The organism is Candidatus Ichthyocystis sparus (assembly GCF_900078745.1).
GTDB classification, from domain to species: Bacteria; Pseudomonadota; Gammaproteobacteria; order Burkholderiales; family 2013Ark19i; genus Ichthyocystis; species Ichthyocystis sparus.
On sequence record NZ_FKII01000055.1, the window covers coordinates 29,227 to 54,152 of the forward strand.

The window sequence follows — 24,926 nt, forward strand, 5'->3', positions numbered from 1 at the left end:
TCAATTAAATTTACGGGGAGGCTGGAAGGTTATAATCTTTACATCTGGCGCGTCTAAACAATGTTGGACATGAAAATTATCACTCCCTAGATATAACTAAGTAACAATCAATAAAAAATGATAATTATCTTCACGTTAGGTTACTAATTACTAGTATGTGCTGTTTGGATATGACACACTCCACGTTCGATGGGGAGGTTTTTTGCTAGCTCTGGACAAGTAGCTGTGGCTGGCTGCAGCACATAATTAAACTATAGAATTAATAACAAATAGTATAGGATGGACAATAGCATGAGAATAAATGTAAATGAGCATTGTGTTTCGGGTGTCATTGTGGATGATGGCGATGTGGGTGGAGGTGATGATACGGGTAACAGGATGGGAGTCATTGGTAGGGCTGCCTCTGCCTCACAGAGATATCCACTGATAGCCAGCAGCACAGGTAGCGGGCTTGGTATTCTGTCTTGTCTGCTTTCTCTGTTTCATGGGGTTTCTTCGGACGCAGCCTCCTCAGAAGAAAATGGCACTATAATAAATGCCACTATAATAAATAATGGCACCGCTGGTAATGAAACTGACCCTGACCCTGAGATTAATGGCTTTGATGTAGCTATATTGACTATGGTCACTCTATTGTCTATGTTTTTTATAGGTGTGGTTTTGAGAATTTGCTATCGTGATGGCTTGGAGGGAGGAAGGGGCAGGGGTAATAATGGCCCTCGGGATTTAAGAGTTATTGAGGGAGAAGACTCGGATGGTGGAGGCGACCAGCAGGAAGGTGTTGCTTTGAGAGTAGTGGAAGGAGGTGGTGATGATGCCCATGGATCTGAAGAAGGTGGGGCAGCAGGTGCAGATAATGGAGGGGGCGATGATCGACCACAATTGGAAGTAGTGGAGAGGGTTACGTCATTGTAATTGCCATATTTCAAAAGGCCTAAGCTAGGATGTGGGTTTTCCGTGTAGTATGTGGGGATCCCTCGTCTAGCATCTGAAGAAGGGTGTCTAAGTCTGGGATTGCCTGGGGGCGGAAAGAGGTGGAGTTTGTTTCGTCAACGTCTAATCGCTGGGTTTTGGTTCTGGAGGTAATAGTAGAGATGATAGTACGGCAGACAAGATCGGACGTTTCCCCACATCAGTGGATGACGGTGAACTCATCTCAGAAAGGCTGGCGGTACAAAGAATGGAATGGGTGGCACAGTGGTGGACCTGTTGTTTGAATATTGTCAACTATTTCGCAGTATTATCCCACTTAATGCCTTCATTTAAGGAAGTGTTTCCTCAATCGTGAGGGCGGTCTGCATAGGGTGTCAATTAAATAGAGGCAGGTACTATTCTAGCACTTGAGTTAGAAAATAATGTGCTCAAGCCGGGATTTCTCTTAACTTTTTGTCTGTTGTATCTCTAATACCGGCTACTTTAGTATGTTTGTGCTTGCTCCTTCAAAAGAAAAAGAAGATGAAGGAGCAGGTGTTGACACGTTGACATTGAAATTACGGAATATAGTGTAGGAGAAGATGTCGAAACAATAATAGCTGAGAATACATAGTCCATAGTTACGAAATGTCATGCAGGAGAATGAGAAACAAATGAAGCTAGCAACTCTGAAGGTCGTGATTAGAGAAGAAGAAGAACTGTTCCAAAGATTCCAAGGCCGTATTGTCACCGGAAGTATACTTAAAAAACCAAGGGTAATTGGCTATAGAACGAATCTGCAGCTCAAGAGAGGGTAAGGACTCGCTCAATCCTGGAGGCTGTTAGGCCGACGTAGCTGTCCACTCCATCAATATGAACGTAAACATACGTGGGTGGAATATAGGCGGCACTAGTAGTGCTCCCATATATAACACCAATGTATAAAGCCCCCGGGCTAGGCGCTGTGTGCCTGTTTCCCATGTCTCTGGGCATTCAATGTCAAAAATATAGCATCGCACCTGGTTAACATTCATCATCCAAACATACAAAAGAAGTACAACTTCCCCTACCATATTACGATACTAACAATCACAAAATAATTAATTATTAATCAAAAAATATTACGGAAGATGTATGTGCTGGCACGTACCTACCGCATGTAATCAGACAATGAAAAATGTGCACTAAATGTGTGCGGTACACCCCATAATATTGTTATAGTAATCATTGGTGATAATTGGTGATAATTGGTGATAATATAAAACTACAATGGATGATAACATGAATATAAATAATAGAAATTACGCTACAAGTTCATCTATAAACGCTGAAGGTGATGATGCCTCGAACGGGTCGGACGGGTTCCACCGAGGTGGATCACAACAGGGGCCACTATCTCAGCAAGCTAGCAATACAAGAGGTGGAGTAGGCAATAGTGGTGGATTAGGTGCTCACAGACTGTCAGTGATTTCAGTGTTGTCCTGCCTGATAGCTTTATTTCAGGAAGTTTCCTCCTCATCAAGCGCAGCTACCACGCCTACAAATTCTAGTTCTAGTAATAGTACCGTTAGCACCAGTGAACCAAGACGTTGGGGGATAGTTAAAGTTTATGTTGTTTTCTCTGTGGCATTATTGATGGTGGCTGTTTTAGCACTTTCGATTTTTTGTTCTTCAAGAGGAAGAGTATCTGGAGGAGAGCATCGTCCAGCTGTTGCAGGAACAGATGGAAATGGGAGTGGCGATGCTGAAGGAAGTCCAGAGACAGGACGAGACGAAAGAGCATCTGGTAGTGGCGAAGGTGGCGACGGCCAACCAATGGAAATGGCAGAGCTAGGTGGTGGTTCTGCTCCTGGAGAAGAAAATGGTGCCGAATTGCAATCAACATCGTTGTAGTCTAGTAGAAAGAAAGTTTGTTTGAAAGTTTGTTTAACAGAGGCGTAGATTTATGTAATGTTGGGGGACAAAGAAATGTCTCTCTCTTCCTACATTGTCCCCCGGCATTATCGAGACGGTATCGCAACTACGAGAGTGATATTGGCTCTCGTTGCTGGCTTTATGGTGTTTTCTGCATGGCGTGTCTTTGCCTCATTAGAAGTCTAAACAGATTTCAGGAGGCTCTAGCTACAAGATGTGTTGGTTAGTACATTTGCGTAGGTGTGTAGGACGTCATCGTCTACACCGCTACCCCTAAACCTGACAATATGGGCACCGCCCTCCTCCCTCTCTTGCTTGTCAGAGAAAAGTATGGTGCCTCAATCTAATTAGGTGCCCTATTGGTCATGTTTCGATATAAACTTACAAAATTATTATGATAGTCCGTTTACAACGCTAACAGCACCTGAAACATCACTGTCATTGCTGCAATCGTTTTACCTAACAAAAATAAAAATAATTTACCCAATAAAAATTCATTATACACATATACAAAGAGGAAAAAATTAAAGAACAAACTAACTATAAAAAACGACCTACACCTCTCTCTTACAATAGTGGAAAACATTAATCTAAAAATCAATTTGTATACTGAAAATTACAAAATTCTTAATCAAACATGGTGGAATGTGTGCGTACTAGTATGTACCTATCGTATGTACTGTAGCACAAAACATAACACTGGTATGTACCTACTAGTATATACTATATATACAAAACATAACTCATGGGTAAACATCAATCAGACAATGGAGAGTGTGCGCGGAATGTGCACATGTACCCCGACAACATATTGTTTTGGTAATGCTCATTGATAATACAAAACTGTAATGGGTGATAAAATGAATATAAATAACAGAAATTGCACTACAAACTCCTCTGGAAATGATGAAGATAATGGCGCAACGGACGGGTCAGATGGATCACAGGGACCACTATCTCAGAAGGCTAGTAAAGGAGAAGGTGGGAAAAGCAGTAGCAGTGGATTCAGTGCTTGCAGATTATCAGCGTTTTCGGTGCTATCCTGCTTGATGGTTTTACTTCAGGAAGTTTCCTCATCAACCACAGTTTCCTCAGCCGCAAATGGCACGTCTGACTCAAGTAATTCAACAGCAAGTCCAATGACAACGAGCAGTGCCACTAGTACGGATATGGACTTAGTTGGGACTTGTATTGTTACGGTTGGGGCATTATTAATGATAACTGCTTTAGCACTCGTATTTTTTTGTTTTTTAAAAGAAAGAATGGATAGAGAAGAAGAAAAAATGAGGTTTATTGCTGTGAATCAACCGGAGGAAGTAGAAGAAACCACAGGTGATCGTGTTGTAGAAGGGGAAGAAACACCCCTTGGATGCTTCCTCCCTGATGATGTACTAGAACCAGACCCTAGTAGGAGAGGAAGCCATATTCTTGGAGCAGGTGCACCAAACCCTGAGGATCTACTAGAACCAGACCCTAGTAGAGGGGGCAGTGTTCTTGGAACAGGTGTACCAGAAGAAGAAGGACCAGATGTCGGTATATGCGGCCGTGTTCTCAGCGGAGGTGTACTAGAACCAGCAATAGTAATAGTAACTCATACGTGGAATGACGACGGGGCAGAAGGTACGGACAGTGATTGATTAAAAGTAAGAATGGATTGAGTATAGAAACGGATTGAGTGTAGGTATAGGGGGCAGTGAGGGTCCGAAATGCAGCAAGAGGAGGAGATAAACACACACCATCAGCTGTGATCTCAACCGTCTCACCACTGCCTCTTACACCATCCCTCTACGAGCACTGGTCCTAGCTGCACGTTGGGACATGTCATAACAACCCAAAGATAAAACAGCCACACCCGCCCCCATAATGATGGGTGCTATAACCAGGCAGTACTTTTCCTCAAGTGCGCACAGGAAGACTATAACTGATATTAAAAGTAACGCGACACCAATCCCTATAACTTCGTCAGTACTGAAATAACATCTACAAGACTCAAGAATTGTATTTCTTCTTACTATCACCATATTTCTTTGATAACGACGTGTATCATATGACCTATTTACTGAACTACCCAATAATAACCTACCACCTGCACGAGTAGCACCCCCAGAACTACCTCCCCTAGCAGCTGCATCACCATACCTGACCGCCCCTCCAAATATAACAGCATCACTTTCTCTAGTAGTATAAAAAGCACTATCAGCTGGAAGCAAATCACTTGATGGACTACCACAACCTAAACTTACAAAAGTGCAATCATCTCTACTTTCAATACCAACAGATAGATCTGGGCCAATTTCAGAAATACTACCTTCCACTTTTCCAGCATAATTTCCTACCTCGGCAATACAACCTTCTGGACTTTCACAATTTTCTGAACCCATATCACTTAGACCCAATTCATCAAGTATACTACTTGAATCAATTGCATCTCTGCCAATACCGTAGCCACCACAAAAAAAACTACGAAGAACATCAGCCCTTAAAGAAGAATCACCATATAAACTTGGTAGATCAGATGACTGCACTTTTACGTTACTAACACATTCACCATCACATTCACAAATAGAATGACTGCCACTTGACAAGCACTTACCTAACATACCAACCAGATCTGTGGAACTGCTTCCTTCAGAGTAGCTGCTTCCAGTACACGTACTATCCGGAAAAACAAACTCATTATCACTTAGAGTACTACTACCACTACCATGTAACACTATAAGATCCTTTATTCAATAAAAATTCACGCCTCACTATTTATTGTCTGGCAGAAATCAAAAAAAGTAAACAAAGTAGCTATTAGTAGCCTACAAAATACATATTAAGCACGTATGTCCTAATAATTTATCCATATATGAAAAACGCCTTTCATAATTTGGCACTTACCGCACTGAAAGTAATTCATACTAGAATAATAAAGAACCACCCCTCCTCAACTTTATACAAACCGACATATTTTCTTATTGGATACTGTTTTTATAAAAATGATTGCCCATAACTATAAAACCGATAATACTTGTAGACGTAGAGGCGTGCACCAGACAGCCCAGCGTAAATTAATAATCTTATAAATTTACGCAATTAAATGTATGTGTATGTAAAATATAATATGGAATTCGCAAATAATGCAAGTTCTTCATAATTATAATATTATCAATAGGTACGTATGTAAAATAGCGAATAATATGAGTATAAGCGTGTCTCAGGCCACGGATGTACTACTTAGTATTGTATATGGTTCCTCAATTGAATTAACACCTTTGCTACAATAGTTTAGGGAGAGATATGGTACACGATCACAAAAATCAGCACGGATCCAAACTTCACATGCTCAAATGTAGAAATAGCCCATCCGTTCGCAACAGCATTATAGTAAGCGCTGTAGTAAATCTCTCTATGTCTATAGTTCAAATAGTATTCGGATTGCTCACAAAATCATCAGGATTACTGGCTGACGGGTTTCATACTTTATCTGATTTATTTTCTGATTTTATTGTATTAGTCACAGGAATATTTTCTCAAAAAGAAGCTGATGAGGATCACCAGTACGGACATTATCGCTATGAAGATGTATCCGCCTTTTTTCTAGGAATGTCTTTGCTAGCAATAGGAGCAAGCATAGTATGGAGTAGCTCAAAGCGTATGCTTGTAGGAAATATTCAATCAGTAGGAATAACACCTCTTTTTGTAAGTATCTCTATGATTGTAATAAAAGAGCTTCTATTTCGCTACATGCTGGGTGTTGCTAAAACGGCAAATTCCTCAATGCTTATCGCCAATGCTTGGCATGCAAGATCTGATGCCCTATCTTCTCTAGTTGTGTGCCTAGGAATTATTGGAAATAGGTGTGGGTACCCCTTCTTGGACCAGCTTGCTGGAATTATTGTAGGACTCATCATAGCTAGAATGGGGCTTTTGTTTTCCTACGATTCTTTTAATGCTCTCACGGATCATGCCACATCAGAGGTAACATACAAAAAAATAAGGGAAATAATACTCTCCACACCTGGAGTACACGGTTGTCATGATATAAAAACACGCACTGTAGGTGGCATGATTTTAGTTGATGTGCACATAGAAGTTGACGGTAACATATCAGTTAGAAAGGGACATGATATAGCTGTCGAAGCTATAAGAAGGGTAACGTTACAGCTACCTGTACTAAATGTCATGACTCACATAGATCCAGTATGACAATTTGCTGTACCTACTGTGTAACAACCTTATAAATCACATTGATTGTAGATCACAATGCTGTACACTGGCAACAATGTTTCTTACACTCAACGCCAATTAAAAGATTAGGTACTATCGCACCATGTCGAAGTTTTCATCCATCACTTGGAAGAAAGTGTCACACGTAGTAAATTCAATATATGAACATGAATTTATCAAACAATTAGCTACTGGCCATCTGGACGCTAAAATATTCAGGTATTACCTCGAGCAGGACGCGTACTATCTTTACGAATTTTCTCGCTGTTTATCTGTTATTGCATCAAAATGCGAAAAAACCTACACTGCAGTCTTTATTAGCATGGCAAAGGAAGCATTGTCAGAGTTAGATGTCATACATGAATATTTTGTAAAATATATAGATTGCAAAAACATAGCGGAGATCTCACCTGCCAATCTATTTTACACGAGTTACTTGCGTTCTGTATGCTCCATGGAGGCAGTTAGTGTAGGAATAGCATCTGTAATTCCCTGCTTTTGGGTATATTATGAAGTGGGTAAGTATTTATCGGCAAATAATATTCGTGATAACAATCCTTACAGCAAATGGATTAGCGCATACACAGGGGAGAATTTTAAAAAGGCAGCAGATACGTCTATCCGGATATTAGACGAATACTCCCTTAGGGAAAGCGAACAAACCCAAAAAAAAATGCAAACGGCCTTCTTTAATTCAACAAAGCTAGAACTAATGTTCTGGGATGATGCTTACCATTTAAGAACGTTCAGCAGCATATAGGAACTATCATTATCCTTAGTTAAAACAAGGACGTACGATAGTAGACGGATGCAAAGTGCTGTTTAACAAAAAATACAAAGAAATAGAAATGAAAACTAAGAGCAGCAGTACCATTATGGCATGGCAAAAACGATAAAAATCAAAGCTAGCGTATGATTTCACAAAAGCAGACGCAGCAAGCTTGGAAAAACAGGACAAATCACCACGTACGCCAGAGAAACCAACTGCCGCACAACCTGAATCTGGACCTGTAAGTTCCTGCATAACAGATGATGAGCCAAAGCTCAAATGTCTATGTTCAACAAGCAAATTCACAAGATCACTACACCCATCAAGTGAAATACTACCATCACCCTCATAACACGCAGAGTCCGAACATACAACCAAAGGGCAGTCCACAAAATCAGATGATAAAAGCATACAAGGCATACACCACCTCGCCAATTCCCAATACCAACCAGCCATACTAATACTATGTAATAAAATAAGTTATTAATAATTTTGGCCTTGATCAACTAATAATTATCAGATAATAAACTACGATTGTAGGCAAAACTTACACTAATTACCTAGCAGAGGTACTATATCACGGACGATACCTTCTACTATTATGAACCATATGGACGTAGATACTCGTGGATCATGAAAAATTAAGACTTGTTTTGGTAACAAACAGGCGCACTAACGACATTGACCAATACATAGACTTCGTATGCAAATGTGCACAATGGGGAGCCACGTGCATTCAGCTTCGCGAAAAAAATACTGACACAGAAACCAGAACGGCTATAGCTGAATCCTTAATAACACGTTTAAGAAAATTAAACGTGCCCATTATCATAAATGATGATGTTTGTATCTGTGAAAAAGTAGATGCTGACGGAGTACATTTGGGACAAACAGATGGATCGGTTATAGAAGCTAGAAAAAAATTGGGGTCGAGCAAGATAATAGGGTGGTCCGTTTACAACTACGACCATATACTACTGTCACATGAATTACCAATTGATTACATTGGCATAGGTCCTGTATTTACAAGCTCAAATAAGGCAAATTTAGCTGCCCTAGGATTAAACCTCCTTAGGAAACTATCAGAAAAAGCGAGACACTGCGTAGTAGCTATAGGAGGAATTAATGAATTTAATGTTGATAAAGTTCTTAGATGTGGTGCCGATGGTGTAGCATGCATTGAATCCATACATAATTCAGAGAGCACTTATACCACTATTAGACGCCTAAGACTACTTTAGCACACATCATGATGGGCTCTTTTAGTCATTTTGCGGCACTTGGAGAAACCGTGATTCCACGTATTATGAATCACTTTAGGACTGTGCGATCCACAAAACCAGTGGTGGCGTGCTTAACTAATTTTGTGACTACAGAATTCGTAGCAAACTCTTTGTTAGCAATTGGTGCATCACCCATCATGTCGCAAGATCAACGTGAAACTGACGATTTAGTACTCCAAAGTCAGGTACTATACGTAAACATAGGAACTCTAAGCAAATCATTCCTAGAACAAGCTCAACTAGCGGTAGAAATAGCAAAAGAAAATAAAAAAATAGTAATACTAGACCCAGTTGGCGCTGGTTTTAGTCGTATACGAACTGCTGCTGCAAAACAGTTTGTTGGTTTTTCTAGTGTTATTCGTGGAAATGTTTATGAGATAGCGGCACTTATTGGAAAAAAATTAGAATCACCATCAAAAGGAGCAGATTCCATAGAACAAGATGCGGAAGAGTGGATAGAATTGGCACAATCATTTTGCCAAAAACACAAACTTACCTTGGCAATAACAGGTAGACACGACTACATAGTAGATGCAAAAAATATCTCAAAACTTTCTTTTGGTTCCCCAGTTATGTGTTGTATAACTGGCATGGGATGTGCGCTCTCAGCAGTAATAGCCGCATTGTGTACAACCTCGGATAATCACTTTAAAGCAACTTATGATGCAGTATCTTACTTTTCTATATGTGGACAGTGTGCTGCAAAAAAAACAAGTTTACCGGGACACTTTAGGTGTCATTTTATTGATCTTCTAAACTCTATCTCGGAAGAAGAGATGATGTCTGTTGTGAAAAGTAATAGTAGTACTTTATAAATTAACGAGAGAGAGGGAATCTCAGTATGGAGATTACGGACAATTCATGTAGTTTTAGTAAATGCCTCTCCATAGCTGGTTTTGATTCTTCTGGCGGAGCAGGACTTCAGGCGGATATAAAAACCTTTTCTGCTTGGGGGTGCTATGGAATGACTGTACTTACAGCATTACCAATACAAAATACCATGGGAGTACGAAACTGCTATACAATTCCTACATCGTCCATACAGGAGCAGCTTGAGGCAATATTTGATGATATTAGGCCAGACAGCATAAAAATCGGCATGCTGTTTTCTAAGAACATAATCCGCCTGGTATCAAAATTCATTCAATGTAGGGCAGAAACTATCCCTATTGTTACTGACCCTGTTATGTATGCAAAGTCCGGTAATAGATTACTAGAAGAAGATGCTGTAGATGCACTAAAAAACGAAATTTTTCCGCTTTCAACTGTAATTACTCCGAATATACCGGAAGCACTTCTTCTTACAGGATTGAAAGAAAGTACAGAAAAACACCATATTATGGAAAGCCTTATTGGAATTACTTCATGTTCTGTACTACTAAAGGGAGGACATAGCAATAGTGATGAGTGTGATGATTGGCTCTACTATCATAAGAAAAAAAATATCTCTGTTCTACATGGCAAAAGGGTACAGACCAAAAACACCCATGGTACTGGATGTACTATGTCTGCCGCTATAGCATCGGGTTTGGCATTGGGGTTTGACATACCTACTTCATGCGAAAAAGCCAAGCAATACGTATACAATGCAATTATACAGGCCCAAAAAAATCCAATTGGCAAGGGGGCGGGCCCAGTACATCATTTCTACAATATTTGGCCTAATCTAACGATGTAGCACCTTCAAGCTGATGTTTAGAGTATTGTTATTGTGGTAAAATACAAATGGTTACTGAAGTATCAAAAGTGCTATTCATCGACACCGTGGGTAATTAGCAGTATTGTTTTACCGAGAAAGATAATTGCCATTGGATATACGGTCATGGTACGCTAACAGTTTGGCGTTTTTGGCTCATAAATACTATGGATTCGGTACACAAATTGATAGCAGAACAAATAGAACAAAACGAGGTCGTCTTGTACATGAAAGGAACGCCACAGTTTCCTATGTGTGGTTTCTCAGGATTAGCGGTTAAGCTGTTGCACGATCGTGGGGTGCGGGATTTTTTGAGTGTTAATGTGCTAGAGCGCCCAGAGATTCGTGAGGGAATAAAGACCTTCTCAAACTGGCCTACCGTACCGCAACTTTATGTGCGTGGTGAGTTCCTTGGCGGGTGCGATATTATGCGTGATATGGCAGAATCTGGGGAATTAGACAAGCTCCTAGGCAACAAGTAGTAAATAGCGATTATATTTTTGTTATCAGTGCATACTGCTGTCACCGCGTACCTGCTTGTGGCATTGTATGACAAAAATTTCACTCTTACAAAAAAAATATTTCTACCCTATTGTCATAAAAGTCAATTTTACAAAGTACTGTTTAACATTAGTCTAAGCGAGATAAAAATCACATGTAGAGGCAACGTTTGTCCTTATGAGGAAAATAAAAGATCCGTTGGCGCATATTGTAGGTAAAGGAAGAATTATTCCCTCAATTGTTATATTTGCATCATTTCTTTGTTTTTATCTTGTGCAAACTAGAATTATAGATCGTCATATTAGGTACGTAATAATCGCATCTAGGCTATCACCAGGATTACTTTCTTTAGACCATAACGGGAATATAGGTGGCTATGAGTATCAACTTATACAGAGATTAGCAGATAACTTAAAATGCCCCGTAATTCTTAAAATACTGCCTCAATATAGTAATACTCAGGAGTATGTAGAGCGTGGAAAGGCAGATCTATCTGTAGATTTATCAGACAGTACAATCAACTCACACCTATATTCTGTCGGGCCATTCTTAATAATCAAAAAAATAGATCTTTCAGCAAATTTATCTGACAATTCCAAGCCAATATCAGTTAAAGAAGAAAGGTCTTACTGGGAAATTAGTCCTGGTAGTAATCCTAATTTGCTGAAAGAGATTATATCTTTTCATGATGCTTTGTACTCTAGTGGCGATCTGGGAAGATTACAAAAAAAATTCTTTGATAATTATTGGTCGAAGAATTTGTACAATCTGAAACATTTTATTATGGATGTAAGAAAGAAATTACCTAAATATAAACATATGTTTATTAGAGCCACCAAGCAAACCAACATAGATTGGAGGCTCTTGGCAGCTTTGGCATATCAGGAATCTCATTGGAATACTTCCGCTAAATCACCAACTGGTGTCACAGGGTTCATGCAATTAACAGAACAAACAGCCAGAGAATTATCAATAAAAAAAGGACAATCTGTACAAAGTGAAATAGAGGGGGCTGCACGTTACCTATCTTCAATAGAAAACAGTTTAGGTTGTGATAGCAGACAAAAACTATGGATAGCTGTAGCAGCTTATAACATTGGACTGTCTCATGTCTCCAACTATATAGAGGCAACAAAGACGGGTTATCATACATACAATGCTGGAAGTCTTTGGGGAGCACTGCCAGCTAGGATAACACAAGCAATACTAACAGTTGAGAAGGTAAAGACGTATTATACTCTGCTGAAGATGATAGAGCCATAGCCTATGGTTACATGTATGGAAGCAGAGCATCTGGAACATCTATGCTTCCATCTTCTCGTTGGTAGTTCTCTAGTATAGCAACCAAAGTTCTCCCAACAGCAAGTGCTGATCCATTTAATGTATGAGGAAATACAGTATCCCTAACGTTATCAACTTTATAACGCATGTTCATCCTACGAGACTGAAAAGATAAAAAGTTTGAACAAGATGAAATCTCTCTGTACTGTTTTTGGGAAGGAATCCATACCTCAATATCATATGATTTAGAAGAACTAAATCCTAAATCACCGCGACATAATAAAACAACTCTATATGGCAATTTTAAAAGTTGCAAAATTTTCTCTGCGTGCATAACAAGTTCTTCATGAGCACAATCAGACGCCTCTGGAGAGACAATCTGAACTAGTTCAACCTTATCAAACTGATGCTGACGAATCATTCCTTGTGTATCACGACCAGAGGCACCAGCTTCAGATCTAAAACATGGGGTATAACAAGCATACTTAATTGGCAAGTCAGTTACAGATACAATTTGATCCCTATGTAGGTTAGTAACAGGGACTTCAGCGGTAGGAATTAAATAGAAACGCTCGTTATTCTTATGAATTACCTCAAATAATTCTTCTGAAAATTTTGGTAACTGTCCAGTTCCTAATAGACATCTCTCATGAACAATATATGGAACAGCAACCTCTCTATAACCGTGATCGCGAATATGAACATCTAGCATAAATTGAGAAAGCGCACGATGCATTCGTGCAACAAGACCGTGCATCACTACAAACCTAGAACCGCTTAATGCACTGGCCTGAGAAAAATTAAGTCCAGAAATAATTTGACCAATTTTGACATGGTCCTTGACAGAAAAATCAAAAGACCTAATATCGCCCCATTTTCTTATCTCCACATTATCCGCTTCGCTATTACCAAAGGGAACGGACTCTTGAGGGATATTAGGTACAGACAACAATAATGTATTAATAGCCTGTAAAATTTCTTCTAATTCATTCTCACACAACCTCAATTGTTCTGATTGGTCTGCAACTTGCTTCTTCAGATCATCTGCATCCTTGCCCTTAGATAAATAAACACCAATTTCCTTGGACAATCTGTTACGTGTAGCCTGAAGATGTTGAGTACGAGATTGTACATCCTTACGTCTTTTTTCAAGTGATTCAAATTTATGACAATCAAAACCGAAACCTCTGGTTTTAAGTTCGGCATAAAATTTATCTACATTAGAACGCAACCAATGAATATCAATCATACGTGGTACTTCCCCAAATCAACCACCAACTACAAATAAAATTTTGAGCACAACTCTATGTAAACCATAGTAAATAGGAGACACAATAATATTATAATATCCTTCGGTGCTAACATACACTACAAAACAAAAACATAAGAAAAATACCACCAAATATCTTATATACATATATATAATAAAAATGAGAAACATAAGCAACAACAAACACTATATGTACGGACTAAAATCAACACTATACAATGTAAAAAGCTATAACATGAGGTGCATAAAATAACATAATAGGATACTAGCTATTCCTCCTTAACAATTCGCGGTTACCATTGCTTTGAACTGGTGACACTAGGCCTTGTGACTCCATTTGTTCAACTATACGTGCAGCGCGATTGTACCCAATCCTCAAGTGTCTCTGTACCAAAGAGATAGATGGTCTATTAGTGTTAATCACAACATCTACGGCGCGATCATACAAAGGGTCTAAATTAGAAGAACCAGGAGAGTCTACTGATTCACTGTTATCACAACTGGGAGAGTCAATAAAAGACATCATAGAAGGCAAATATCTAGGTTCTGATTTGCTCCTCAAAAAATCAGAAACAGCATGAACTTCCTCATCAGTAACTAAAGCTCCATGAACCCTTATCGGATAGGCCTGTCCTGGAGGAAGGTAAAGCATATCACCTTGTCCCAGAAGTGACTCCGCACCCATCTGATCTAAAATAGTCCTAGAGTCAATCCTGCTTGAGACATGAAAGGAAATACGAGCTGGAATATTAGCTTTTATCAATCCAGTAATCACATCAACTGAAGGCCGTTGTGTTGCCAAAATTAGATGAATACCGGCAGCTCGAGCCTTCTGAGCTAATCGTGCTATGGATGTCTCAACCTTCTTACCAACCACCATTACCAAATCAGCAAGCTCATCAATAACAACAACAATATATGGCATAGGAAGCAACTCTTCTGGCTCTGAACAAGGGTCTGGCACAGACATTAATGGTCTACCAACGCTCTTAGCAGAATTTATCTTGCTGTTATAGCCATTTAAGTGTCTAACACCCACAGACGACATAACCTTGTAGCGACGCTCCATTTCAGACACACACCACCCTAGAGCATTACTAGCACGAGACATATCAGTCACAACTGGGGCCAACAAATGTGGTATGCCTTCATAAACAGAAAGCTCAAGCATTTTAGGATCTATCATAATCAACCGTACTAAATCTGCCGATGACTTGTACAAGAGGGATAAAATCATTGCATTCACCCCTACTGATTTGCCAGAACCTGTGGCACCAGCAACTAAAAGATGTGGCATCTTGCTCAAGTCTGCAACAACAGAATCACCAGAGATATCATATCCCAAAGATATTGTTAGAGTGGAAGAGGAAGATTGATAAGACTCGCTACATATAATTTCTGATAGTCTAACTAATTCTCTATTACGGTTTGGTATCTCCAGTCCCATGCAAGCTTTTCCTGGAATTGTCTCAACAACCCTAATAGACGAGACCGATAAAACGCGAGCCAAATCCTTAACGAGAGAAACAATCTGACTACCCTTTACTCCTACGTCAGGTTCAATCTCATAGCGTGTTATAACTGGCCCTGGATATGCACCAATAACACGTACACGTACACCATATTCCTTAAGTCGTTTCTCAATTAAGGCAGATGTTTGCTTGATTTGATCTTCATTTACAGGAGTCCTTTTCTCTCCCGGGGATATAAGCAATGAAATAGGCAAACAACCAGGAACAGAAGCACTAGTAGCAGCATAGGAAATAGAAGAGACAGACTTAGCCGCTTTGGCTATATCAACATTTACACCTAAGGTAGGAGAAGATTTACTTGAAGAGCAAACATTTTCTACATCATCTTCATGGATAATTGGCGTCTTAGTACTTCTCCTTCTTCTTTTAACTACGGCATCTGGAAGAATAATCTCTCCACCAATATCTGAGTTAGAATCAGGAATAACAATCTCATTTGAAGAAAAAAACTTGTCTTTTACGAAATGAGATGCATAAAAATAAGCTTTTTCAGTTAAATAGCCTACAAACTCACATATCTGAGACCAAGAGATTGCAGTCATTAATGAAAATCCTACAAAAAAAGCAACAAAGTTTAGCAGACCTACTCCGGTTAATCCCCAAAAAGGAACTAGGTAAATAATTGTACTCAAACCTACAACGCCACCAGGATGCCCAGGCAAACTCCACTTTGAGTCATAAAAATAAATAGACTCAAATGACGAAGATGCCCACAAAGAAAGTATCGATCCCAAAAATTGCCACAATACCCCAAACTGCATCTCTTCAAATTTAGGACTACGTATAACACCTAAAATAAATGAGATTGGAATCAAATATGCAGAATATCCAAATAAGTAAAGTAGAAAATCAGAAATACTTGCACCGAAAATGCCACAAACATTACGCACAAATATAACAACTGAACTGGAGTGTGACCAACCAGGATCATAAGGGCTATAAGTAAATAGGGAAAGGAACAAAAAAATAGCAACAATTACAGAGGCAAACCACCGCATCTCACGAAATAAATCCGGAGCTTTCGGGGACAAACTCGCAGAGGAAAACCGAGAAGTAACTCTCCCCCTCATAACTTTAGGCCTTTTCATAATCTCGAATAAATACTCAAATGCATACTCGCTATTATGTATCTATAGAAACCAACTGCATAGGAAGACACAAAACACATGTGTCTTCCTTATCCAGTACCAGACCCTAAAAATGTAGAGCATTAGCCCTACAGACCAGTACCCAAGCGATTTGACAGATAAATCTTGCCATCAGCGGACCTTATTAGTCCCCTATCAGTAAGATCACGCATAACTCGACTAACCATCTCGCGTGAAGCACCAACCATCCTGGCAATATCCTGTTTTGACAGACGTCTTGAAACAAGTCTTCTTCCTGAATCAGCATCCTCAGAAAAATCAATAAGAAGACGAGCTACTCTACCATAAACATCCATCAAAGCCAGCGTCTCAATCTTTCTGGTAGCTACTCTTAAACGCTGAGCCAAACTTTTCATCAATTGCCAAGAAACAGCTGGGTACTCAGACAAAACAGCGCGAAATGAGTCTTTTGAAAAAACCAAAATCTCGCATGGCTCAGCACTAACTACGCTAGCGGAACGAGGTTCATCATCAATTATCCCCATCTCTCCAAAAAAATCACCTGAGCTAAGCACAGAAACTATGACCTCACGACCTTCCTCATCACCTACTATAACTCTCATAGCACCAGACAAAATAACGTAAAATGAATCTGTTTTCTCACCAAGCGCAACCATCATCTGAGTACGAGGAATTTTGCGATGAACTGCATATGTCAATAACTGTGATAATTGCTCAGAGTCCAAAGAGGAAAACAACTGAACCTTGCTAACTCGTACGGCTAGATCACTCTTAGAAACGGCAGAAACTCGACCAACAGACATTGGTTCCTCCCAAAATAAAAAAACATCTCCTAGAATACCACTGCAAAAAAACAATGCAGCACTCAATACAACCAATAAGCAGACTAACCGTTAATCACATCACTTGATAGTATCAAAGTGACACACAAATTATCTGCGCAAAACAAGTGTAAGGTAGCAACAAAAAAAGTGTACTTAAAAGTGATATCGTTGACACAAAACCAACCAGAGTAGATATTAGACTCCCTCAGGAGGTATTGAACAATAGTATAAACCCCAAGTATTGCCTATATTACGTAACAAAAAATGGGATAATTAGGGTTTTCTATAACTCTACAAATAGTCAATTTTATAGGGAAAAGTAAAAATCATGGAGAAAAATGCAAAGGACAACGAAAAAATTGTAAATAGCAAATTAATTATTCTTGGATCAGGTCCATCTGGGTACACAGCTGCGGTGTACGCTGCAAGAGCTAACCTATCACCTCTTTTAATAACTGGAATGGCGCCTGGTGGACAGCTAATGACAACAACAGAAGTAGATAATTGGCCAGCTGATTACGAGGGAACAACTGGACCAGAGCTAATGGAGCGATTCAAAAAACACGCGGAACGCTTTGATACTAAGATTGTATTTGACAATATAGAAAAAGCGCATCTTAGTGAAAGGCCATTCCGTCTTGAGGGATCTGATACTTCATACACATGCGATTGTTTAATTATAGCAACTGGTGCCAGTGCAAAGTATTTAGGACTACCATCTGAGCAGGCTTTTTTAGGAAAGGGAGTATCCGCGTGTGCTACATGTGACGGGTTCTTTTATAAAGGTAAGACGGTAGCGGTAATAGGTGGTGGCAACTCTGCGATAGAGGAGGCGCTATATCTTTCTAATATATGCGCTAATGTTATACTTGTGCACCGACGTAATAAGTTGCGAGGCGAGAAAATACTGCAGGAAAGGTTATTAAAACGGGCACAGGATGGAAATATCCGGATAATTTGGGATCACGTGACAGAGGAGATATTAGGCAATGAATCTGGTGTAAATGGATTGAGAGTAGCCCACGTAGAAACTAAAGAAAAATCTGAACTGTCGCTTGATGGAGTTTTCATTGCCATAGGTCATACTCCAAATACGGGTATTTTTTCTGGACAGCTAGAGATGGAAAACGGATATATAATAACTAGGGGTGGTCGTTCTATAGGATCCACCCAGACAAGCATTCCTGGTGTCCTGGCTGCTGGGGATGTTCAGGACCATGTTTACCGTCAAGCGGTAACATCTGCTGGCAGTGGGTGCATGGCTGCTTTGGATGCAGAGTTTTTCTTGGATAATTAAAGATATGAGCTCAGAAGAAGAAAAAGAAGATGATACTGAAAAGATGTCTGATTTTTTCCCAAGAATTAAGAGATTGCATATAGACACGCACTACATTAGCCGTCCGGTAAGAACCACCACGCCATTGTACTTCAAAAACAAGGGTGATGATGCTGCCGGTGAGGAAAATATAATTGGTCACGTCTTCCAGTCAGAACACTTATACGAAGACGATACCTCTGATTTTCGTGCTAAGGATGTGTCTATAAAGACTCTAAAAGAACTTCGTAGGGGACGCTGGCCTGTAGAACAGGCTATAGATTTGCATGGTCTAACGCGTGTTGAAGCGGCTCAAAAAATGGAATCATTCATGGACAACGCAGTCATGAAAAATAAGCAATGCTTACTAATAATACATGGACGTGGTAGAAATGGAATTTCTGTATTACGTACGATGGTAAGGCGTGGACTAAAGATTAATTCTCATTCTGTCTTGGCGTTTTGTTCCGCACCACAAAATATGGGCGGATCTGGCGCCACGTTAGTTCTTATAAAAAGAGTAGGCATTGCCGCTAAAAAGCGGCGTTGATATCATCCAGCCTTACAACGGCCTGGGTGGCGGAATTAGTAGACGCACTAGGTTCAGGTTCCAGTGGTGAAAACGCTGTGGAGTTCAAGTCCCTTCTTGGGTACATATTAGTAGCAAACAAGTAGAGCACATGCTTGTTTTATTTATCATTAGCAAAAATTGAAAAAGGCATGGTTGATCATGGTTGATATAAATATAAACGAACGCGCACAGAAAATATTATCCTTGGCGGTAACTAGGGAGCAAGGGGCTTCTGTGTTAGCAACTCCTGAATTATCTTTGTGTGGATGTTCTCCAAGCAACGCTATGCTCCAAAGTTCCTTTTTGCTGGTTTGTAAGAGGAGAGGAGTATTAATACTCGGTACCACTTCTTAGCAGAGAGAACGCATTCATTGGTAAAGGCAAGATAATGCATACGCTTTACCAACGACATTGTGATAGCTCAGACATTATCTGTAATGGATTAAATGTTCTACTCATGATAGAGGAAGCAGAGGAGGCAAAAAAACTGTGATCTGGCCAATTAGAACTTGCCAATTTTTACGGGATCATAGAATCATCAGGAATATAGCAAAACAAACCATGACTCCGTTCGTGCATATAAATGGCATAGAAGGCCAGGATAGCTTTGTTTTTGAAGGTAGTTCCTGGATAAATACTAATGGCGAGTGTGCGTTTCTATTTCCGTTATTAATGGAAGATGTTAGAATCCTGAAAATAGATGTTACTAGTAAATTTCACTAAAGTGAGTACAAAAAAGAACAACTCCCACTTAGGCCAATACTATGTAATAAGGTATCTCTATGCCCATATGTGGCCCACTTGCTGCAAACATTGCTGGGACGTGTGTATAACACAGAATAACTCCTGAGGCGCAGAAGAAACGTTTAAACTAGAAACACAGCCATACATAGGAATCCAACATCTCATGCCATGGCCATCGGAACCCCAAAAACCGCTGCAACTCCGGAAGTCAAATTCTCTATAGTACCATTACCATAAACCTGAGCCAACATCATCTGAAGTACCAATAACATCCATATCAAAATCTTCTTTCATAATTTTTATAGTACATGCCAAATTAGTTACACGTGTATTAATCTAATAAATTGACTGGCACCAGATGAAGATTTTATTGCAACACCAGTTAATCCAGAGCTTTTATTTTTGGGTACAATCACTGCTGTAAATTCAGTAGCATCAGTCACACGCAAGCACGAGCCTAAATTCGTGCGGATCATCATAACATCGAGAAGCAATAACAAAGGCCTAGTGTAATTAGCCAAAACATCATAAAGATCATACGGTGGTAAAGGCAAAACTTCCAACACAACACCTCGATGGTTAGGATAGGAAACCAACTTAGATAAACAAGCTCCATTAGCCAACACGAAAAGCATTACCATGCTCTAATTTTCTCTACAGGATTTACGTAAAACTTCTGATACATACATGACAAGAAAAGAGAAACTAATTACCGCATATATGAAATGAAATATTCTAATCAAGCAACATTAAAAAATGTTTATGCTAAACAGAAAATATCACCCATGAAAAAGTAAAAAATTGCAAAGCTCAACATAATTTGACACTAACTTCTTTTTCTTTTACACACACCACCTCTCATAGATCCTCTCGATTCACCTGCAGACGGTGGTGAAGATGGCAGCTCTCGATTCAGCGATGCCTCCAATCTCACTCAATACCCACATCTTCAGCAGTGATACTGGTAGCAGCAGCTACCGTCGGAACACTATCAACATCTACAGGTACAGTAGAAGAGTAAGGTGCAGCAGCAACACCACTACTAGTAGATACCCCTAAAGCCCCCATGGCTGACCGCATCATAAATGATTTTTTCGGCCCCCTAGAATAATTAACACTAGCTGCTGCAGCAGTGGAATCTCCAACAGCAGCAGATCCCGATTCACCTGCAGAGGGTGGTAAAGATGGCAGCTCTCGATTCAGCGATGCCTCCAATCTCACTCCAATACCCACCACATCTTCAGCGGTGATACTGGTAGCAGCAGCTACCTTCGGAACATTACCAACGTCTACAGGTACAGTAGAAGAGTAAGGTGCAGCAGCAACATCACCACTAGTAGATACCCCCAAAGCCACCCTGGCTGACCGCATCATAAATGATTTTTTCGGCCCCCTAAAATAACTAATACTAGCTGCTGCAGCAGTGGAGTCTCCAACAGCAGCAGAAACAGAAGAAGGGACAGTCGGCACCATTGGTCGCTCAGATGAGGATACAGAAGTTGACTTACCTACTAATAAAACATCCAGCGCAGAAACAATACCTCCCCCAATTGATTCAACTTCTCTAACCGATTCAAACGACTCCGAAGAGGAGGAGGAAACATCAGCATCTAATACTGATTCAGATAAAAATGAAGATGAAGATGAAGATAAAGGAGAAAACGATTCACCTTCTAAAACTCCTAAACTAGAAGCAGCACCTCCCACAGTCGAGACTAAAACATCACCACCAACATTCGAAGAAGAATCGCCAAAAACAGTCGATACAGGACCAGGACCAGGTAATCTAGAAGAATAAGACCGACCATAAATTTCCTGTAATAGCAACGAACAACCTGTAATATCAGCTCCCGAAACCGCACCTCCACTTGTAATTCTACCTGGTACTCCTTCTCTAAGTCTTTGGTAGACTGAGAATGACGATCTCTCCTGTAATAGCAACGAATAACCTGTAATACCAGCCCCCGAAGCCGTACCTCCACCGGTAATTCTACTACTACTTCCTCCTGGTGTTCCTCTGGGTCTTTGGTAGATTGAGAATGCTGATTTCTCCTGTAATCGCAATGAACGACCTGCAATATCACCTCCCAAATCAGTAGTACCTACACTTGTAATTCTACTACTACTTTCTGGTGTTCCTTCTTTGCGTCTTCTTATACATTCTCTACGTCTTTGGTCGAATGAGAATGCTGATTCAGGAACACCAGCAATATCGAGGACATAAATTAAACTTTCATAAGTAACACCATTCAACGAACCACTTTCTAGTCCAAAACAAGCTTTATCAACTTCCATACCCCACTGCGAGTTAAATAGACAACTAATTAGGTCACGAACAATAAGATCTAATCTAGATAAAAAACTTACTAAACTACCTCCACTTAATTGAAGCCCAATATTAGAGCAATCTGATAACACTCGAATATTAGCAAGACCACGTATAAAGTCAGGACGGTAATTGCAATGATACATACTCAAACACCTAGAAATAAAATTATATAGATACAGCTCCCTATAGGTTGTAAACCAAATAAATCGCCCAACCATCGAAAGCCCACTACCCATAGCAGTTGAGATGTAAATGCGAATCGATCTCGAGAAAGATCGTGTAGCAGACACATAAAAGCTACTAAAGAAATCACGAACTAGTATAACGCTATCAGGATGTAACTCAAAACCCAGTGAATCAGCATATTGAACATATGGGGGAACTGAACCTCCTGAAAAATCAACACGAGGAGGCATCCAAACAGAAGCATGAACAGTTCTTGTATCAACATGAGTAGGAACAGCAACACTATCAACACCCCTGCGTCTTTTTGCTGCAACTGTGGCAGTACCTGTCTCAACATGAGCGGGAACAGAAACATTACCGCCACCTATCTGCCTCCCTACTGAAACTGGAACAGTACTTGTACCAACATGAGTGGAAACAGGAACACCATAACCACCCATGTGTCTTCCTGCTGCAACCGGAGCATAATAAGGTCTATTTGTAGGAATCTCGCGTTTTTTTACTTCTTTTCCCACGTAAGAACCTAATAGTACTACCGATCGTGCTGCTCCAGGAGCACCAGCAATATTAAGGACATCTACAAAATCTTCACAACTAACAGCACTCAAGGACTCACCTTCCAGAGAAACAGAAACCTCACCCAAGCAAGAGTCAAAAATAGACCCCAACTCGCTACGGATAGCACTATCCAGATTCGATAAAAAACTTAGCAAACTATCCCCGGTTAATGGCAATGAACCACGGTCAGAAGAACAAGATACCACTTGAATTCTGGGAAGAGATCGTATAAACCCAGGGCGATGAGCAGAATGGTACTCACCAAGACACCTAGATACAAAAAAATCTCTACACATTGGATTATAAGTACTACGCCAAATAGCCCGCCCAGTCACTGAAAGCCTCTCATTCACTCCTGACGGGAACTGTTTCTTTACCACCATCCCATAAAGACCTCTAGCGAATCCACCCATTTCAAAAAAAATATTTGCAATCATCTGAATACTCTCGGGAGATAGCATAACACCCAGTGAACTCAAAACATCCGGACTAAGAGTTGCAACCGAAGAAGAAACAGCAGCAGCAGTAGCAGTTGAAGTAGTGGCAGTTGAAGTAGTGGCAGTTAAAGCAGCAGCAGGAAACTCAGCTTGCTGCAAACCGCCTCCAGGAATATAAGCCAGCACAGTGACCTCTTCCTCTTCATTATTGTCACCACCATCTCCACTCTCTGGAACATCACTGGAAGAAACACCACCGGCTGCGGATACAGAATACACGACACCACCTTCTCATGTTTTAGACTTATTATTCTTCATTCTTACTTATTATTCATTTATTATTCCAAAACTCATTGCAATATCCAGGCCAGTGTAAACACACACACCAACACTACAGAATAGAGGTACGCACTAAAGATAGCAGTTCACACGTAAATGATAAAGGCGAAAAATACCGCTTGTCAGATATAATAGCTTGCACATAATTAATTTAAAAACATCCAGTTATTCATATCTCTCACCAGAAAATCACCTGGTCTGATCATAGACGATCTCACGATCTACCATAGCTCTCATAGCACAAAACAAAACAGCGTAAAGTGAATCTGTTTTCTCAGCAAGTGCAACCATCATCCGAGTACGGGGAGTGTTGAGGCGGAAACCCGACTAACAAATGTTGGTCCCTCTCAGAATAAAAAAACATCTAGTAGTCAATTTTATAGAGAAAAGTAAAAATCATGGAGAAAGAAAAATGCAGAGGACAACGAAAAAATTGTAAATAGCAAATCTTGGATCAGGTCCCTCTTGGTACATAGCTGCGGTGTACGCTGCAAGAGCTAACCCATCACCTCTTCTAATAACTGGAATGGTGCCTGGTGAACGGCTAATAACAACGACGGAAGTAGATAATTGGCCAATTGATTACGAGAGAACAACTGGACCAGAGCCATTGTACTTCAAAAACAAGGGTGGTGATGCTGCCGGTGAGGAAAATATAATTGGTCACGTTTTCCAGCCAGAACACTTATACGAAGACGATACCTCCGATTTTCGTGATAAGGATGTGTCTAAAGACTCTACTAAAAGAACTTCGCAGGGGAGGCTGGCCTGTAGAACAGGCTTATAGGATAGGAAACCAAATTAGATAAATGCCCCATTGGCCAACACGAAAAGCCTTGTTATGCTCTAATTTCTTCCACAGGATATACGTAAAACTTCTGATACATACATGACAAGAAAAGAGAAATTAATTACCTCATATATGAAATATGCTAACTAAGCAACATTAAAAAATGTTTATGCTAAACGGAAAATATTATCTATAAAAAACAACAGTAAAACAATTGCAAAACTTAACATAAACAAAAAAACTCGGAGCACGTATAGGCACACAAAAGAAACAAAGGTGGGCACTTATTTATCGCACAAAAAAACGCCCCACGCAGACAACAAACGCATAAAACCATTTAACACTAACTTCCTT

Annotated in this window: 22 protein-coding genes and 1 pseudogene; 16 read left to right on the forward strand and 7 right to left on the reverse strand. The window is 40.0% G+C overall.

The genetic code is table 11. The annotated features are described in order from the left end of the window. Positions 1 to 291: 291 nt before the first annotated feature. From A6733_RS05410 to A6733_RS05425, 4 genes are all read left to right on the forward strand, one after another. A complete protein-coding gene (locus tag A6733_RS05410; protein ID WP_092411448.1) occupies positions 292 to 915 on the forward strand; it encodes a hypothetical protein in 624 nt (207 codons plus the stop codon). An 83-nt stretch (positions 916 to 998) separates the two neighbouring features. Then, positions 999 to 1,217, forward strand: coding sequence for a hypothetical protein (locus tag A6733_RS05415; RefSeq protein ID WP_092411449.1), 219 nt, complete (start codon positions 999 to 1,001; stop codon positions 1,215 to 1,217). Between the two features lie 976 nt (positions 1,218 to 2,193). After that, positions 2,194 to 2,805, forward strand: a complete 612-nt coding sequence (locus A6733_RS05420) for a hypothetical protein (protein WP_141663364.1) — start codon at positions 2,194 to 2,196, stop codon at positions 2,803 to 2,805. An 881-nt stretch (positions 2,806 to 3,686) separates the two neighbouring features. Next, complete coding sequence (locus tag A6733_RS05425; RefSeq protein ID WP_092411451.1) at positions 3,687 to 4,463, forward strand: hypothetical protein; 777 nt, start codon at positions 3,687 to 3,689, stop codon at positions 4,461 to 4,463. A gap of 135 nt (positions 4,464 to 4,598) precedes the next feature. Here the strand turns inward: A6733_RS05425 and A6733_RS05430 are convergent, their stop codons facing one another. Continuing rightward, entirely contained in the window at positions 4,599 to 5,540 is a 942-nt protein-coding gene (locus A6733_RS05430; RefSeq protein WP_092460593.1) for a hypothetical protein, read from the reverse strand. Positions 5,541 to 6,150: 610 nt separating this feature from the next. Between A6733_RS05430 and A6733_RS05435 the strand changes: the two genes are divergently transcribed. Continuing rightward, positions 6,151 to 7,017: a cation diffusion facilitator family transporter gene (locus tag A6733_RS05435; RefSeq protein WP_092402681.1), complete on the forward strand. Its 867-nt coding sequence runs from the start codon at positions 6,151 to 6,153 to the stop codon at positions 7,015 to 7,017. Positions 7,018 to 7,141: 124 nt separating this feature from the next. After that, entirely contained in the window at positions 7,142 to 7,798 is a 657-nt protein-coding gene (gene tenA / locus A6733_RS05440; RefSeq protein ID WP_092402673.1) for a thiaminase II, read from the forward strand. A 15-nt stretch (positions 7,799 to 7,813) separates the two neighbouring features. On the opposite strand, the gene A6733_RS05445 is transcribed toward tenA, so the two are convergent. Then, positions 7,814 to 8,227, reverse strand: a complete 414-nt coding sequence (locus tag A6733_RS05445; RefSeq protein WP_092402671.1) for a hypothetical protein — start codon at positions 8,225 to 8,227, stop codon at positions 7,814 to 7,816. 206 nt (positions 8,228 to 8,433) lie between these two features. Here A6733_RS05445 and thiE point away from each other — a divergent pair, with 206 nt between their 5' ends. From thiE to A6733_RS05470, 5 genes are all read left to right on the forward strand, one after another. Next, on the forward strand, positions 8,434 to 9,048 hold the full coding sequence (gene thiE, locus A6733_RS05450; protein WP_175330526.1) for a thiamine phosphate synthase: 615 nt from the start codon (positions 8,434 to 8,436) through the stop codon (positions 9,046 to 9,048). A gap of 8 nt (positions 9,049 to 9,056) precedes the next feature. Beyond that, positions 9,057 to 9,905, forward strand: a complete 849-nt coding sequence (gene thiM, locus A6733_RS05455; RefSeq protein ID WP_092460596.1) for a hydroxyethylthiazole kinase — start codon at positions 9,057 to 9,059, stop codon at positions 9,903 to 9,905. A gap of 26 nt (positions 9,906 to 9,931) precedes the next feature. Continuing rightward, positions 9,932 to 10,768 carry a bifunctional hydroxymethylpyrimidine kinase/phosphomethylpyrimidine kinase gene (thiD, locus tag A6733_RS05460; protein ID WP_092411253.1) on the forward strand — a complete coding sequence of 279 codons (837 nt, stop codon included), beginning with the start codon at positions 9,932 to 9,934 and terminating at the stop codon, positions 10,766 to 10,768. 185 nt (positions 10,769 to 10,953) lie between these two features. Further along, the gene (grxD, locus tag A6733_RS05465) at positions 10,954 to 11,268 is read left to right on the forward strand and encodes a Grx4 family monothiol glutaredoxin (RefSeq protein WP_092402663.1); all 315 of its coding nucleotides are present in this window, start codon (positions 10,954 to 10,956) and stop codon (positions 11,266 to 11,268) included. A 196-nt stretch (positions 11,269 to 11,464) separates the two neighbouring features. After that, on the forward strand, positions 11,465 to 12,550 hold the full coding sequence (locus A6733_RS05470; protein WP_092402661.1) for a transglycosylase SLT domain-containing protein: 1,086 nt from the start codon (positions 11,465 to 11,467) through the stop codon (positions 12,548 to 12,550). Positions 12,551 to 12,557: 7 nt separating this feature from the next. Here A6733_RS05470 and serS read toward each other — a convergent pair whose 3' ends face one another. From serS to A6733_RS05485, 3 genes are all read right to left on the reverse strand, one after another. Further along, positions 12,558 to 13,817 (reverse strand): serine--tRNA ligase, encoded by a 1,260-nt coding sequence (gene serS / locus A6733_RS05475; RefSeq protein WP_092460599.1) that lies wholly within the window; start codon positions 13,815 to 13,817, stop codon positions 12,558 to 12,560. Positions 13,818 to 14,103: 286 nt separating this feature from the next. Next, positions 14,104 to 16,440: a DNA translocase FtsK gene (locus A6733_RS09665; protein ID WP_092402679.1), complete on the reverse strand. Its 2,337-nt coding sequence runs from the start codon at positions 16,438 to 16,440 to the stop codon at positions 14,104 to 14,106. A gap of 146 nt (positions 16,441 to 16,586) precedes the next feature. After that, positions 16,587 to 17,282 carry a Crp/Fnr family transcriptional regulator gene (locus A6733_RS05485; protein WP_092402677.1) on the reverse strand — a complete coding sequence of 232 codons (696 nt, stop codon included), beginning with the start codon at positions 17,280 to 17,282 and terminating at the stop codon, positions 16,587 to 16,589. A gap of 349 nt (positions 17,283 to 17,631) precedes the next feature. Here A6733_RS05485 and trxB point away from each other — a divergent pair, with 349 nt between their 5' ends. The 4 genes from trxB to A6733_RS08955 all read left to right on the forward strand — a co-directional run bounded on the left by trxB (position 17,632) and on the right by A6733_RS08955 (position 19,912). Next, positions 17,632 to 18,600 (forward strand): thioredoxin-disulfide reductase, encoded by a 969-nt coding sequence (gene trxB / locus A6733_RS05490; protein ID WP_092460601.1) that lies wholly within the window; start codon positions 17,632 to 17,634, stop codon positions 18,598 to 18,600. Next, positions 18,575 to 19,168 (forward strand): Smr/MutS family protein, encoded by a 594-nt coding sequence (locus A6733_RS05495; RefSeq protein WP_092414980.1) that lies wholly within the window; start codon positions 18,575 to 18,577, stop codon positions 19,166 to 19,168. The genes trxB and A6733_RS05495 overlap by 26 nt, the downstream gene beginning before the upstream one ends. Before the next feature lie 180 nt (positions 19,169 to 19,348). Then, positions 19,349 to 19,543, forward strand: a complete 195-nt coding sequence (locus A6733_RS05500; protein WP_092414978.1) for a hypothetical protein — start codon at positions 19,349 to 19,351, stop codon at positions 19,541 to 19,543. Between the two features lie 207 nt (positions 19,544 to 19,750). Next, a complete protein-coding gene (locus A6733_RS08955; RefSeq protein WP_176695647.1) occupies positions 19,751 to 19,912 on the forward strand; it encodes a hypothetical protein in 162 nt (53 codons plus the stop codon). Between the two features lie 341 nt (positions 19,913 to 20,253). On the opposite strand, the gene A6733_RS05510 is transcribed toward A6733_RS08955, so the two are convergent. Further along, positions 20,254 to 20,568, reverse strand: coding sequence for an SPOUT family RNA methyltransferase (locus A6733_RS05510; RefSeq protein WP_176696779.1), 315 nt, complete (start codon positions 20,566 to 20,568; stop codon positions 20,254 to 20,256). 295 nt (positions 20,569 to 20,863) lie between these two features. Next, the gene (locus A6733_RS05515) at positions 20,864 to 23,722 is read right to left on the reverse strand and encodes a hypothetical protein (protein WP_092460603.1); all 2,859 of its coding nucleotides are present in this window, start codon (positions 23,720 to 23,722) and stop codon (positions 20,864 to 20,866) included. A gap of 499 nt (positions 23,723 to 24,221) precedes the next feature. On the opposite strand from A6733_RS05515, the pseudogene A6733_RS08365 reads away from it, so the two are divergent. Continuing rightward, positions 24,222 to 24,366 (forward strand): annotated as a pseudogene (locus A6733_RS08365) (thioredoxin-disulfide reductase); the annotation flags it as partial. Positions 24,367 to 24,926: the final 560 nt, after the last annotated feature.

Coding starts and splice junctions, on each gene's coding strand:
- thiM (WP_092460596.1), top strand. CDS start 9,057: ATGATGGGCTCTTTTAGTCATTTTGCGGCACTTGGAGAAACCGTGATT.
- A6733_RS08955 (WP_176695647.1), top strand. CDS start 19,751: ATGACTCCGTTCGTGCATATAAATGGCATAGAAGGCCAGGATAGCTTT.
- A6733_RS05420 (WP_141663364.1), top strand. CDS start 2,194: ATGAATATAAATAATAGAAATTACGCTACAAGTTCATCTATAAACGCT.
- thiD (WP_092411253.1), top strand. CDS start 9,932: ATGGAGATTACGGACAATTCATGTAGTTTTAGTAAATGCCTCTCCATA.
- A6733_RS09665 (WP_092402679.1), bottom strand. CDS start 16,440: ATGAGGGGGAGAGTTACTTCTCGGTTTTCCTCTGCGAGTTTGTCCCCG.
- A6733_RS05470 (WP_092402661.1), top strand. CDS start 11,465: ATGAGGAAAATAAAAGATCCGTTGGCGCATATTGTAGGTAAAGGAAGA.
- A6733_RS05500 (WP_092414978.1), top strand. CDS start 19,349: ATGGTTGATATAAATATAAACGAACGCGCACAGAAAATATTATCCTTG.
- A6733_RS05495 (WP_092414980.1), top strand. CDS start 18,575: ATGCAGAGTTTTTCTTGGATAATTAAAGATATGAGCTCAGAAGAAGAA.
- A6733_RS05510 (WP_176696779.1), bottom strand. CDS start 20,568: ATGCTTTTCGTGTTGGCTAATGGAGCTTGTTTATCTAAGTTGGTTTCC.
- tenA (WP_092402673.1), top strand. CDS start 7,142: ATGTCGAAGTTTTCATCCATCACTTGGAAGAAAGTGTCACACGTAGTA.
- serS (WP_092460599.1), bottom strand. CDS start 13,817: ATGATTGATATTCATTGGTTGCGTTCTAATGTAGATAAATTTTATGCC.
- A6733_RS05445 (WP_092402671.1), bottom strand. CDS start 8,227: ATGCCTTGTATGCTTTTATCATCTGATTTTGTGGACTGCCCTTTGGTT.
- A6733_RS05410 (WP_092411448.1), top strand. CDS start 292: ATGAGAATAAATGTAAATGAGCATTGTGTTTCGGGTGTCATTGTGGAT.
- A6733_RS05435 (WP_092402681.1), top strand. CDS start 6,151: ATGCTCAAATGTAGAAATAGCCCATCCGTTCGCAACAGCATTATAGTA.
- grxD (WP_092402663.1), top strand. CDS start 10,954: ATGGATTCGGTACACAAATTGATAGCAGAACAAATAGAACAAAACGAG.
- trxB (WP_092460601.1), top strand. CDS start 17,632: ATGGAGAAAAATGCAAAGGACAACGAAAAAATTGTAAATAGCAAATTA.
- A6733_RS05485 (WP_092402677.1), bottom strand. CDS start 17,282: ATGTCTGTTGGTCGAGTTTCTGCCGTTTCTAAGAGTGATCTAGCCGTA.
- A6733_RS05425 (WP_092411451.1), top strand. CDS start 3,687: ATGAATATAAATAACAGAAATTGCACTACAAACTCCTCTGGAAATGAT.